Origin of the sequence: Escherichia sp. E14V7, assembly GCF_004212225.1 — a bacterium.
Taxonomy (GTDB): domain Bacteria; phylum Pseudomonadota; class Gammaproteobacteria; order Enterobacterales; family Enterobacteriaceae; genus Escherichia.
Window position 1 is genome coordinate 106,439 of record NZ_RHJJ01000015.1, and the last position, 13,350, is coordinate 119,788.

Below are 13,350 nucleotides of genomic sequence, written 5' to 3' on the forward strand. Positions count from 1 at the left end.
AGCCCGCTTTAGTTACAGAACACAATGTTCTTGAGGGTTTTAAAGACATGTTTTCACGATTACTTTTTTAAAGTACTCACTCTTAGCCCTCCTCCTTTCCCCGCTCATTCATTAAACAAATCCCTCGCCACAAAATATATAAAAAAGCCCTTGCTTTCTAACGTGAAAGTGGTTTAGGTTAAAAGACATCAGTTGAATAAACATTCACAGAGACTTTTATGACACGCGTTCAATTTAAACACCACCATCATCACCATCACCCTGACTAGTCTTTCAGGCGATGTGTGCTGGAAGACATTCAGATCTTCCAGTGGTGCATGAACGCATGAGAAAGCCCCCGGAAGATCACCTTCCGGGGGCTTTTTTATTGCGCGGTTGATAACGGTTCAGACAGGTTTAAAGAGGAATAACAAAATGACAGACAACACTCGTTTACGCATAGCTATGCAGAAATCCGGCCGTTTAAGCGATGACTCACGCGAATTACTGGCGCGCTGTGGCATTAAAATTAATCTTCACACCCAGCGCCTGATCGCGATGGCAGAAAACATGCCGATTGATATTCTGCGCGTGCGTGACGACGACATTCCCGGTCTGGTAATGGACGGCGTGGTAGATCTTGGGATTATCGGCGAAAACGTGCTGGAAGAAGAACTGCTTAACCGCCGCGCCCAGGGTGAAGATCCGCGCTACTTTACCCTGCGTCGACTGGATTTCGGCGGCTGCCGCCTTTCGCTGGCAACGCCGGTTGATGAAGCCTGGGATGGCCCGCTCTCCTTAAACGGTAAACGTATCGCCACCTCTTATCCTCACCTGCTCAAGCGTTATCTCGACCAGAAAGGCATCTCTTTTAAATCCTGCTTACTAAACGGTTCTGTTGAAGTCGCCCCGCGCGCCGGACTGGCGGATGCGATTTGCGATCTGGTTTCCACCGGTGCCACGCTGGAAGCTAACGGCCTGCGCGAAGTCGAAGTTATCTACCGCTCGAAAGCCTGCCTGATCCAGCGCGATGGCGAAATGGAAGAATCCAAACAGCAACTGATCGACAAACTGCTGACCCGTATTCAGGGGGTGATCCAGGCACGCGAATCAAAATACATCATGATGCACGCACCGACCGAACGTCTGGATGAAGTCATCGCCCTGCTGCCAGGTGCCGAACGCCCAACCATTCTGCCGCTGGCGGGTGATCAACAACGCGTAGCGATGCACATGGTCAGCAGCGAAACCCTGTTCTGGGAAACGATGGAAAAACTGAAAGCGCTGGGTGCCAGTTCAATCCTGGTCCTGCCGATTGAGAAGATGATGGAGTGATCGCCATGAGCTTTAACACAATCATTGACTGGAATAGCTGTACTGCGGAGCAACAACACCAGCTGTTAATGCGCCCGGCGATCTCCGCTTCTGAAAGCATTACCCGCACTGTTAACGATATTCTCGATAACGTGAAAGCACGCGGCGATGACGCCCTGCGGGAATACAGCGCGAAGTTTGATAAAACCACGGTTACCGCGTTGAAGGTGTCTGCTGAGGAGATCGCCGCCGCCAGCGAACGCCTGAGCGACGAGCTAAAACAGGCGATGGCGGTGGCAGTAAAGAATATTGAAACCTTCCACACTGCGCAAAAACTGCCGCCGGTAGATGTAGAAACGCAGCCAGGCGTGCGTTGCCAGCAGGTCACGCGTCCGGTGGCTTCGGTGGGTTTATATATTCCTGGCGGCTCCGCCCCGCTCTTCTCAACGGTATTAATGCTGGCGACTCCGGCGCGTATTGCGGGCTGTAAAAAAGTGGTGCTGTGCTCACCGCCGCCGATTGCCGATGAGATCCTTTACGCGGCGCAGCTGTGTGGCGTAAAGGACGTGTTTAACGTCGGCGGCGCACAGGCCATTGCCGCACTGGCGTTTGGTACTGAATCTGTGCCGAAAGTGGACAAGATCTTCGGGCCTGGCAACGCCTTTGTCACCGAAGCAAAACGTCAGGTAAGCCAGCGTCTGGACGGTGCGGCGATCGATATGCCCGCAGGCCCGTCGGAAGTGCTGGTCATTGCCGACAGCGGCGCTACGCCGGATTTCGTGGCATCTGATTTGCTCTCCCAGGCTGAACACGGCCCGGACTCACAGGTGATTTTACTGACGCCCGATGCTGATATGGCGCGTCGCGTTGCCGAAGCTGTCGAACGCCAGCTGGCAGAACTGCCGAGAGCTGAAACCGCACGTCAGGCACTGAGCGCCAGCCGCCTGATCGTGACCAACGATTTAGCGCAGTGCGTAGAGATCTCCAACCAGTACGGCCCGGAGCACCTGATCATTCAGACCCGCAACGCCCGCGAACTGGTCGATAGCATCACCAGCGCCGGTTCGGTATTTCTTGGTGACTGGTCACCGGAATCGGCAGGTGATTACGCCTCCGGCACCAACCACGTGCTGCCGACTTACGGTTACACCGCCACCTGTTCCAGCCTCGGGCTGGCGGATTTCCAGAAGCGCATGACCGTGCAGGAACTGTCGAAAGAAGGGTTCTCCGCGCTGGCTGCAACCATTGAAACACTGGCCGCCGCCGAGCGCCTGACCGCCCACAAAAATGCCGTTACTTTGCGTGTTAACGCCCTTAAGGAGCAAGCATGAGCACCGTGACTATTACCGATTTAGCGCGTGAAAACGTCCGCAACCTGACGCCGTATCAGTCAGCGCGTCGTCTGGGCGGTAACGGCGATGTCTGGCTGAACGCCAACGAATATCCCACAGCCGTGGAGTTTCAGCTCACTCAGCAAACGCTCAACCGCTATCCGGAATGTCAGCCGAAAGCGGTGATTGAAAATTACGCGCAATATGCAGGCGTAAAGCCGGAGCAGGTGCTGGTCAGCCGTGGCGCGGACGAAGGTATTGAACTACTGATTCGCGCTTTTTGCGAACCAGGTAGAGACGCCATCCTCTACTGCCCGCCAACGTACGGCATGTACAGCGTCAGCGCCGAAACCATTGGCGTCGAGTGCCGCACAGTGCCAACGCTGGACAACTGGCAACTGGACTTTCAGGGCATTTCCGACAAGCTAGACGGCGTAAAAGTGGTTTATGTTTGCAGCCCCAATAACCCGACCGGGCAACTGATCAACCCGCAGGATTTTCGCACCCTGCTGGAGTTAACCCGCGGTAAGGCGATTGTGGTTGCCGATGAAGCTTATATCGAGTTTTGCCCGCAGGCATCGTTAGCTGGCTGGCTGGCGGAATATCCGCACCTGGCTATTTTGCGCACACTGTCGAAAGCTTTTGCTCTGGCGGGGCTTCGTTGCGGATTTACGCTGGCAAACGAAGAAGTCATCAACCTGCTGATGAAAGTGATCGCCCCCTACCCGCTCTCGACGCCGGTTGCCGACATTGCGGCCCAGGCGTTAAGCCCGCAGGGAATCGTCGCTATGCGCGAACGAGTGACGCAAATTATTGCAGAACGCGAATACCTGATTGCCGCACTGAAAGAGATCCCCTGCGTAGAGCAGGTTTTCGACTCTGAAACCAACTACATTCTGGCGCGCTTTAAAGCCTCCAGTGCAGTGTTTAAATCTTTGTGGGATCAGGGCATTATCTTACGTGATCAGAATAAACAACCCTCTTTAAGCGGCTGCCTGCGAATTACCGTCGGAACCCGTGAAGAAAGCCAGCGCGTCATTGACGCCTTACGTGCGGAGCAAGTTTGATGAGTCAGAAGTATCTTTTTATCGATCGCGATGGAACCCTGATTAGCGAACCGCCGAGTGATTTTCAGGTGGACCGTTTTGACAAACTCGCCTTTGAACCTGGCGTGATCCCGGAGCTGCTGAGGCTGCAAAAAGCGGGCTACAAGCTGGTGATGATCACTAATCAGGATGGTCTTGGAACACAAAGTTTCCCGCAGGCGGATTTCGAAGGCCCGCACAACCTGATGATGCAGATCTTCACCTCGCAAGGCGTGCAGTTTGATGAAGTGCTGATTTGCCCGCACCTGCCCGCAGATGAGTGCGACTGCCGTAAGCCGAAAGTAAAACTGGTGGAGCGTTATCTGGCTGAGCAAGCGATGGATCGCGCTAACAGTTATGTGATTGGTGATCGCGCGACCGATATTCAACTGGCGGAAAACATGGGCATTAATGGTTTACGCTACGACCGCGAAACCCTGAACTGGCCGATGATTGGCGAGCAGCTCACTAAACGCGACCGTTACGCTCACGTAGTACGTAACACCAAAGAGACGCAGATTGACGTTCAGGTGTGGCTGGATCGCGAAGGTGGCAGCAAGATTAACACCGGCGTTGGCTTCTTTGATCACATGCTGGACCAGATTGCCACCCACGGCGGTTTCCGCATGGAAATCAACGTCAAAGGCGATCTCTATATCGACGATCACCACACCGTCGAAGATACCGGTCTGGCGCTGGGCGAAGCGTTAAAAATTGCTCTTGGCGACAAACGCGGTATTTGCCGCTTTGGTTTTGTGCTGCCGATGGACGAATGCCTTGCCCGCTGCGCGCTGGATATCTCTGGTCGCCCGCACCTGGAATATAAAGCTGAATTTACCTACCAGCGCGTGGGCGATCTCAGCACCGAAATGATCGAACACTTCTTCCGTTCGCTCTCATACACGATGGGCGTGACCCTGCACCTGAAAACCAAAGGTAAAAACGATCACCACCGTGTAGAGAGCCTGTTCAAAGCCTTTGGTCGCACCCTGCGCCAGGCCATCCGCGTGGAAGGCGACACCCTGCCCTCGTCAAAAGGAGTGCTGTGATGAACGTGGTGATCCTGGATACCGGCTGCGCCAACCTGAACTCGGTGAAGTCGGCCATTGCACGTCACGGTTATGAACCAAAAGTCAGCCGTGACCCGGACGTGGTGTTGCTGGCCGATAAACTGTTTTTGCCCGGCGTTGGCACTGCGCAAGCAGCGATGGATCAGGTGCGTGAACGCGAGCTGTTTGATCTCATCAAAGCCTGTACCCAACCGGTGCTGGGCATCTGCTTAGGGATGCAACTGCTGGGGCGGCGCAGCGAAGAGAGCAACGGCGTCGACTTGCTGGGCATCATCGACGAAGACGTGCCGAAAATGACCGACTTTGGTCTGCCACTGCCGCATATGGGCTGGAACCGCGTTTACCCGCAGGCAGGCAACCGCCTGTTTCAGGGGATTGAAGACGGCGCGTACTTTTACTTTGTTCACAGTTACGCAATGTCGGTCAATCCGTGGACCATTGCCCAGTGTAATTACGGCGAACCATTCACCGCGGCGGTACAAAAAGATAACTTCTACGGCGTGCAGTTCCACCCGGAGCGTTCTGGTGCCGCTGGCGCTAAGCTGCTGAAAAACTTCCTGGAGATGTGATGATTATTCCGGCATTAGATTTAATCGACGGCACCGTGGTGCGTCTCCATCAGGGCGATTACGGCAAACAGCGCGATTACGGTAACGACCCGCTGCCGCGTTTACAGGATTACGCTGCACAAGGTGCCGAAGTGCTGCATCTGGTGGATCTGACTGGGGCAAAAGATCCGGCTAAACGACAAATTTCTCTGATTAAAACGCTGGTCGCAGGCGTTAACGTCCCTGTGCAGGTTGGTGGCGGCGTGCGTAGCAAAGAAGATGTGGCGACGTTACTGGAAGCAGGCGTTGCGCGCGTGGTGGTCGGCTCCACCGCAGTGAAATCACCAGAAATGGTGAAAGGCTGGTTTGAACGCTTCGGTGCGGATGCGTTAGTGCTGGCGCTGGATGTACGCATTGACGAGCAAGGCAACAAGCAGGTGGCGGTTAGCGGCTGGCAAGAGAACTCGGGCGTTTCGCTGGAACAACTGGTGGAAACCTATCTGCCCGTCGGCCTGAAACATGTGCTGTGTACCGATATCTCGCGCGACGGCACGCTGGCAGGTTCTAACGTCTCTTTATATGAGGAAGTCTGCGCCAGATATCCGCAGGTGGCATTTCAATCCTCCGGCGGCATTGGCGACATTGATGATGTCGCTGCCCTGCGTGGTACTGGCGTACGCGGCGTAATAGTTGGTCGGGCATTACTGGAAGGTAAATTCACCGTGAAGGAGGCCATCGCATGCTGGCAAAACGCATAATCCCATGTCTCGACGTTCGTGATGGTCAGGTGGTGAAAGGCGTACAGTTTCGTAACCATGAAATCATTGGCGATATCGTGCCGCTGGCAAAACGCTACGCCGAAGAAGGTGCAGACGAACTGGTGTTCTACGATATCACCGCTTCCAGCGATGGCCGTGTAGTAGATAAAAGCTGGGTATCTCGCGTGGCGGAAGTAATCGACATTCCGTTCTGCGTGGCGGGTGGGATTAAATCGCTGGATGACGCCGCCAAAATTCTTTCCTTTGGCGCGGATAAAATTTCCATCAACTCCCCTGCGCTGGCAGACCCAACATTAATTACTCGCCTAGCGGATCGCTTTGGCGTGCAGTGTATTGTGGTCGGCATTGATACCTGGTACGACGCCGAAACCGGTAAATATCATGTGAATCAATATACCGGCGATGAAAGCCGCACCCGCGTCACTCAGTGGGAAACACTCGACTGGGTAGAGGAAGTGCAAAAACGCGGTGCCGGAGAAATCGTCCTCAACATGATGAATCAGGACGGCGTGCGTAACGGTTACGACCTCGAACAACTGAGAAAAGTGCGTGAAGTCTGCCACGTTCCGCTGATTGCCTCCGGCGGCGCGGGCACTATGGAGCACTTCCTTGAAGCCTTCCGCGATGCCGACGTTGACGGCGCGCTGGCAGCTTCGGTATTCCACAAACAAATAATCAATATTGGTGAATTAAAAGCGTACCTGGCAACACAGGGCGTGGAGATCAGGATATGTTAACAGAACAACAACGCCGCGAACTGGACTGGGAAAAAACCGACGGACTGATGCCGGTGATTGTGCAACACGCGGTATCCGGCGAAGTGTTAATGCTGGGCTACATGAACCCGGAAGCCTTAGACAAAACCATCGAAAGCGGCAAAGTCACCTTCTTCTCGCGCACTAAACAGCGACTGTGGACCAAAGGCGAAACGTCGGGCAATTTTCTCAATGTGGTGAGTATTGCCCCGGACTGCGACAACGACACGTTACTGGTGCTGGCGAATCCCATCGGCCCGACCTGCCACAAAGGCACCAGCAGCTGCTTCGGCAACACCGCTCACCAGTGGCTGTTTCTGTATCAACTGGAACAACTGCTCGCCGAACGCAAATCTGCCGACCCGGAAACCTCTTACACTGCCAAACTGTATGCCAGCGGCACCAAGCGCATTGCGCAGAAAGTGGGCGAAGAAGGCGTGGAAACCGCACTGGCCGCGACGGTAAATGACCGCTTTGAACTGACCAACGAGGCATCGGATTTGATGTATCACCTGCTGGTGCTATTGCAGGATCAGGATCTGGACTTAACGACGGTAATTGAGAACCTGCGTAAACGGCATCAGTGAGTTGCAGGCTGACCGGATGTGATGTTGTTGTCGCATCCGGCAAAAAAACGGGCAAGGTGTCACCACCCTGCCCATTTTCTTTAAAACCGAAAAGATTACTTCGCGTTGTAATTACGCAGAGCATTACGCCCCAGCACAATTCCCGCGCCAACCATGCCGCCCAGCAGTACAGCCAGAATCAGTGTGATGGCCTTTTTCGGGCTATCGCGACGAATTGGCAGTGTGGGTTTCATAACGTAACGGTAGGCATGAATATCAAGATCATCAACCTTCAGACTTTCGATATCCAGCAGGTTTTGACGAGTCTGATAGTAACCAGGCGAGAAAACCAGCGGACGGGTCGCTTCATGCTTTATCATCGACTCCAGCGCTTCGCTACCTAACAAAAGCAACGTATCCTGAGTAATATTTTCACCAGTCTGCTGAATCTGCGGCTTTGTTACCTGCGCCTGATTCGCATACTGCAACGCTTCCTGAATCTGGCGGATACGCAGCGTTTTTTGCTCCTGAGCCACCACTTCCTGAGTTTTCAGGGAGTCCTGCAAGGTTTTCATACCCAAAGCGATATTATCCTTCAGGTCTTTCTCCAGCTCTTCATTCACTCGGTCATCAACTTGTTGAATGTATTCAGCCAGCTTTTTCTGTGCATCCGCCGCAGTGTGCCCGACATAAGAAACAGCTAACGGTAACGGCTGGTTTTTAACAGCGGGCTCGATAGTCAGTTTTTCGCGTTCTTCCTGATTATCCAGCGTTTCCGCTAATGCAGAGAAAGCGGAACTGAAGCGACCAATCAACGCCTCCTGTAAATCAGCTACTTTTGGCGCAGCCTGGCCATAAATTACATTCATGGCGTTGTTATAACCGGCAATTTGCCCCACATCGGGCTGAGTGACAATGGCTGTTGATGTCCATTGCTCTTTCGCTACTGCCAAGTATCCAATAGCCAACACGATAGCCACAATGATTGTGGCGATAATGGTCATCTTCCCACGCCACAGTTGCATCAGTAAATCAATTAAATCAATCTGTTCCGGGTCATTGTTGTGCCCAGAAATATTATTATTTTCAACTTTCATCATTACCCTAACAGACGGAAAATTTCAGGTCGCCATAGTTTAGCGATAATCCGTATGAATGCCATAGGATAAACAATAAATATAATGAATTGTTACATGAACATAGATACCAACTACCGCCAAAAATCATCTGATTACAGATAGTTAATCGCTACCGAAAAGATCGCGGGTGTAGACCTTGTCTGCTGCATCTTTAAGCTCTTCTGACATTCGATTAGAGATAATGACATCAGCCTGTTGCTTAAAAGTCGCGAGATCACGTTCCAGACGTGAATTGAAAAACATTTCTTCCTTCATTACCGGTTCATAGATAATCACTTCTACCCCCTTAGCTTTGATACGCTTCATGATCCCCTGAATGGAAGACGCACGAAAGTTATCTGAACCGCTCTTCATAATTAGGCGATATATCCCTACGACTTTTGGTTTGCGCGACAAGATAGCATCGGCAATAAAGTCTTTGCGGGTACGGTTAGCTTCAACGATGGCAGAAATGATATTGTTTGGCACAGACTGGTAATTTGCCAGAAGCTGCTTGGTATCTTTCGGCAAACAGTAACCACCGTAACCAAATGATGGATTGTTGTAATGATTGCCGATACGCGGATCAAGACAAACACCTTCAATGATTTGACGGGTGTTCAATCCCAGGCTTTCTGCATAACTGTCCAGCTCGTTAAAGTACGCCACGCGCATGGCAAGGTAAGTATTGGCAAAAAGTTTAATGGCCTCTGCTTCTGTTGAATCAGTAAACAGAGTCGGGATATTTTGCTTAACTGCCCCTTCCTGTAATAACGCGGCAAACCGCTGTGCACGTTCAGAACGTTCGCCTATCACAATACGGGAAGGATGAAGGTTATCGTAAAGGGCTTTGCCTTCTCGGAGGAATTCAGGGGAGAAGATGATGTTCTCTGTCTTGAATTTTTTTTGCATCGCGGCCGTAAAACCTACCGGAACCGTGGACTTAATAATCATTACTGCATGAGGGTTTATTTCTGTAACATCTTTAATTACTGATTCTACGCTGGATGTATTGAAATAATTGGTTTTAGGATCATAGTCGGTCGGGGTTGCGATGATTACATAATCAGCATTCCGGTAGGCTTCTTTTTTATCTAACGTGGCATTAAAACGTATTTTGTCTGATTGCAAAAATTGCTGAATTTCTTTATCAACAATAGGAGATATCCGATCATTTAGCATTGCAACGCGAGATGGTAAAATATCTAATGCTACAACGTTATGATTTTGTGCGATTAATAGCCCATTAGACAGGCCAACATAACCGGTTCCGGAAATGGTAATTTTCATTTCATGCTCTCAGAATTAACTTAACTATGAATCATGATGTTTTAGCATCCTGATAAGAGTTAAAAGTTTTAACGCCACGATGATGTCTGGTCAACGAAACGAAAAACATTTCAGATTTTCTTTATAAGAATAGCTGCTATTTATTAAGTTAGTATTAAGCAATGAATTTAAAGCAATAAGATTGATAGCAAAAAAAAGCCCGGCGATAAATGCCGGGCCTTAGTTTAATACTGATTAAATCAGATTAATCCAGCCATTCCGTGTGGAATACACCTTCTTTATCAATGCGCTTATAGGTATGCGCACCGAAATAGTCACGCTGTGCCTGAATCAAGTTTGCAGGCAGTACTGCGGCACGATAGCTGTCATAATAAGCAACCGCTGCAGAGAAGGTAGGTACTGGAATACCGTTCTGCACCGCATAAGCAACAACATCACGCAGAGCTTGCTGGTAATCGTCGGCAATTTTCTTAAAGTACGGGGCTAACAGCAGGTTAGCAATCTTCGGATTTTCGGCGTAAGCATCCGTGATTTTCTGCAGGAACTGAGCGCGAATGATACAACCGGCACGGAAGATCTTCGCAATTTCACCATAATTCAGATCCCAGTTGTACTCTTCAGACGCCGCACGTAACTGCGAGAAGCCCTGCGCGTAAGAAACAATCTTACCCAGATAAAGCGCACGGCGAACTTTTTCGATGAACTCTGCTTTGTCGCCTGCTGGCTGCGCTTGTGGACCCGACAGTACTTTAGACGCGGCTACGCGCTGATCTTTCAGGGAAGAGATATAACGAGCAAACACAGACTCAGTAATCAACGACAGTGGTTCGCCTAGATCCAGCGCGCTCTGACTGGTCCATTTACCCGTACCTTTGTTTGCTGCTTCATCCAGGATCACATCAACCAGGTAATTACCGTCTTCATCTTTCTTGGTGAAGATGTCTTTAGTGATGTCGATCAGGTAGCTGCTCAGTTCACCGTTATTCCACTCGGTAAAGGTTTGTGCCAGTTCTTCGTTAGAGAGATTCAGACCACCTTTCAGCAGAGAATAGGCTTCAGCAATCAGTTGCATATCACCGTATTCAATACCGTTGTGAACCATCTTCACATAGTGACCTGCGCCATCGGCACCAATATAGGTAACGCACGGTTCACCATCTTCAGCCACGGCGGCGATTTTGGTCAGGATAGGTGCAACCAGTTCATAGGCTTCTTTCTGCCCACCAGGCATGATAGAAGGTCCTTTCAGCGCGCCCTCTTCACCACCGGAAACCCCCGTACCGATGAAGTTAAAGCCTTCTGCAGAAAGCTCGCGGTTACGACGAATGGTGTCCTGGAAGAAGGTATTACCACCATCAATGATGATATCGCCTTTATCGAGATATGGTTTCAGGGAATCAATAGCAGCATCCGTGCCTGCACCTGCTTTCACCATTAACAGGATGCGACGAGGCGTTTCAAGAGATTCAACGAACTCTTTCACCGTATAGTAAGGAACCAGTTTCTTGCCTGGATTTTCGGCAATAACTTCTTCCGTCTTTTCACGGGAGCGGTTGAAAATAGAGACGGTATAACCACGGCTTTCGATGTTGAGCGCGAGGTTGCGTCCCATCACTGCCATACCGACGACGCCGATCTGTTGCTTTGACATTGTTTACTCCTGTCAGGGGTGGTCACCGCGGGGTTGCGGCTTATTTAAGATAAAGAATAGCTTAATTTATATCTTATTTTACACTCATATTTTTCATAATTAGGGGATCGATTACTTCTTACCCAATCATCTACTTATCCACTGATATTATAAAAACGTTCAGCAAGTTTTATTAATTCACTATCACTATTATTTGGTATTAGTTCAACATGATTTTCTTTGCTTGTAATGAAATAGTCACTACCAATAGCAGAAAGATGTGAAAATGGCGATGTGCATTCCTTATCAAAAAGAGAACATCCCAAAAAATAGTTCATTGAATACTGAATCCCTAACATGTGCAATATTGTTGGCGCAAAGCTTAATGAATTTTTACCGTCTGCATCCAAAGTTTCAGGAGTGATATCTCCTCCAATAACCAGAAATGGTATTTCGCCTACAAAGTAACGAGAATCGCTATTAAATGCTTTTTTATATTCTGTCGAAGGAAATGTTGAATGATCTGACGTTATTATTAACAATGTATTATTATAAAATGAACTACGCCTAAAGAAGTCAACAAATTTCCCTAACTGAAAATCATAGTTATAGAATTTATTGTAGAGCGGGTTCTTACCATCAAAATATTTTTCATTTGGACTATCTTGACCATGATGAGTACCAGATGGATAGACACCAATAAAGAAGTGTTCTTTTTTATTTTCCTGAGAACGTAAAAAATATTGCAGTGCATTAAATGTTTGCTTATCCGTCATTCTGTCTCGTTGATAACCAATAAAATCCCCCATACCAAGAACTTTATCAAAATTAAGTGTTTTCAACATTGTGTTGAGTGGGTTGTTTTTTTCGGTGGATGCTATAAAATAACTTTTATAACCATACTCTTTCAATATATCCGGTAATGAGGTTTGACGGTGAAGATAAATATTATTAATTTCTGAGTTAGATAATTGTCCAATACCAGTACCAGTATCAGTAAAACCATCCCGAAATTGATAGCCAGAAGTTAACTGACCTCTTAACCCGCGAAAGGTTGCAGCTGTATGGTTATAATAGTTTTTAAAGCTTAGTGCTTCAGTAGATAACTTATTTAAATTAGGCGTAACTGAAAATGCTCCAGGTTTTGAGCTGCCCATAATTTCAGATGAAACCCCCTCAGTAAATATTACAATAACATTACGACCTTTGAAATTGTAGTTATTTCCTATAGGGTTAATAAAAACACTTCTTTTTAAAAAAGATTTCCCTGCATCTCCGATCTTCTTACTAGGCTCAAAAGTTTGCTGTAAATAGAACAATTTTGCCGTTTCATAAAAAGCATATACTGGCCCCGCACTTATGAAAGAACACACAAGCAATAATACTATACAGAGAAGATTAAATTTATAATATTTAATACGCTCGATTAGAGCACCTGAAGGCATCGTAAGGAATGAAACTATAACAAATAAAATAAAAACAAAAAAAACTTTAATTACCTCACCAATACCTAGGGATTCAATTTCTGCAGCATTCGACAAAGCAAGAGGCATCAAATATTGTCCTGAACTAAATAGCGACGCTGCCTGCACACCTAAAATGGAGAGATAAATCCCCCACAAAGCATTGCTTACAAACTTTCTCTTTATTAGAAAGATTGCCACACTTGTAAGTGTGTATTCAATAGTAAATAAAAAAACACAATCCGCCCTTCCAGAGTAAAGTAAAATACTCAAAAAGATACAGAAAGGTAAAATTATTCTAATAATACTCATAAAGTTCATATTGGGTTAAACCATTTTATTTGAAATTTTTAATGTTATTTATTCAGCATTGTATCACCAGAGCAAGATTACGAACTCCGGCTCCCCGCAAGGACTGACGC

The 13,350-nt window shown here is 48.6% G+C and carries 13 protein-coding genes and 1 other annotated feature; of the genes, 9 read left to right on the forward strand and 4 right to left on the reverse strand.

What is annotated here, in order from left to right; translation table 11 throughout:
* Nucleotides 1-218 precede the first annotated feature (218 nt).
* From hisL to hisIE, 9 genes are all read left to right on the forward strand, one after another.
* On the forward strand, nucleotides 219-269 hold the full coding sequence (gene hisL, locus D9741_RS17965; RefSeq protein WP_001364200.1) for a his operon leader peptide: 51 nt from the start codon (nucleotides 219-221) through the stop codon (nucleotides 267-269).
* Nucleotides 245-368 (forward strand) — a sequence feature (His leader region). Its footprint overlaps the gene before it by 25 nt.
* A gap of 46 nt (nucleotides 369-414) precedes the next feature.
* Entirely contained in the window at nucleotides 415-1,314 is a 900-nt protein-coding gene (hisG, locus tag D9741_RS17970; protein WP_000131782.1) for an ATP phosphoribosyltransferase, read from the forward strand.
* A 5-nt stretch (nucleotides 1,315-1,319) separates the two neighbouring features.
* Nucleotides 1,320-2,624: a histidinol dehydrogenase gene (gene hisD / locus D9741_RS17975; protein WP_130216373.1), complete on the forward strand. Its 1,305-nt coding sequence runs from the start codon at nucleotides 1,320-1,322 to the stop codon at nucleotides 2,622-2,624.
* Entirely contained in the window at nucleotides 2,621-3,691 is a 1,071-nt protein-coding gene (gene hisC, locus D9741_RS17980; RefSeq protein WP_130216371.1) for a histidinol-phosphate transaminase, read from the forward strand. The genes hisD and hisC overlap by 4 nt, the downstream gene beginning before the upstream one ends.
* Nucleotides 3,691-4,758, forward strand: a complete 1,068-nt coding sequence (gene hisB / locus D9741_RS17985; RefSeq protein ID WP_001592220.1) for a bifunctional histidinol-phosphatase/imidazoleglycerol-phosphate dehydratase HisB — start codon at nucleotides 3,691-3,693, stop codon at nucleotides 4,756-4,758. The genes hisC and hisB overlap by 1 nt, the downstream gene beginning before the upstream one ends.
* Nucleotides 4,758-5,348, forward strand: a complete 591-nt coding sequence (gene hisH / locus D9741_RS17990) for an imidazole glycerol phosphate synthase subunit HisH (RefSeq protein WP_001103565.1) — start codon at nucleotides 4,758-4,760, stop codon at nucleotides 5,346-5,348. Before hisB ends, hisH begins: the two co-directional genes overlap by 1 nt.
* Entirely contained in the window at nucleotides 5,348-6,085 is a 738-nt protein-coding gene (hisA, locus tag D9741_RS17995) for a 1-(5-phosphoribosyl)-5-[(5-phosphoribosylamino)methylideneamino]imidazole-4-carboxamide isomerase (protein ID WP_130216369.1), read from the forward strand. Before hisH ends, hisA begins: the two co-directional genes overlap by 1 nt.
* Nucleotides 6,067-6,843 (forward strand): imidazole glycerol phosphate synthase subunit HisF, encoded by a 777-nt coding sequence (hisF, locus tag D9741_RS18000; RefSeq protein ID WP_130216367.1) that lies wholly within the window; start codon nucleotides 6,067-6,069, stop codon nucleotides 6,841-6,843. Before hisA ends, hisF begins: the two co-directional genes overlap by 19 nt.
* Nucleotides 6,837-7,448, forward strand: coding sequence for a bifunctional phosphoribosyl-AMP cyclohydrolase/phosphoribosyl-ATP diphosphatase HisIE (hisIE, locus tag D9741_RS18005; protein ID WP_130216365.1), 612 nt, complete (start codon nucleotides 6,837-6,839; stop codon nucleotides 7,446-7,448). Before hisF ends, hisIE begins: the two co-directional genes overlap by 7 nt.
* A gap of 95 nt (nucleotides 7,449-7,543) precedes the next feature.
* Here hisIE and wzzB read toward each other — a convergent pair whose 3' ends face one another.
* The 4 genes from wzzB to D9741_RS18025 form a co-directional block, all read right to left on the reverse strand.
* The gene (gene wzzB, locus D9741_RS18010) at nucleotides 7,544-8,524 is read right to left on the reverse strand and encodes an LPS O-antigen chain length determinant protein WzzB (protein WP_130216536.1); all 981 of its coding nucleotides are present in this window, start codon (nucleotides 8,522-8,524) and stop codon (nucleotides 7,544-7,546) included.
* Between the two features lie 144 nt (nucleotides 8,525-8,668).
* The gene (gene ugd / locus D9741_RS18015) at nucleotides 8,669-9,835 is read right to left on the reverse strand and encodes a UDP-glucose 6-dehydrogenase (RefSeq protein ID WP_130216363.1); all 1,167 of its coding nucleotides are present in this window, start codon (nucleotides 9,833-9,835) and stop codon (nucleotides 8,669-8,671) included.
* Nucleotides 9,836-10,079: 244 nt separating this feature from the next.
* Nucleotides 10,080-11,486, reverse strand: coding sequence for an NADP-dependent phosphogluconate dehydrogenase (gndA, locus tag D9741_RS18020; protein ID WP_000043455.1), 1,407 nt, complete (start codon nucleotides 11,484-11,486; stop codon nucleotides 10,080-10,082).
* A 134-nt stretch (nucleotides 11,487-11,620) separates the two neighbouring features.
* Nucleotides 11,621-13,240 carry a sulfatase-like hydrolase/transferase gene (locus D9741_RS18025; protein WP_240725501.1) on the reverse strand — a complete coding sequence of 540 codons (1,620 nt, stop codon included), beginning with the start codon at nucleotides 13,238-13,240 and terminating at the stop codon, nucleotides 11,621-11,623.
* Nucleotides 13,241-13,350: the final 110 nt, after the last annotated feature.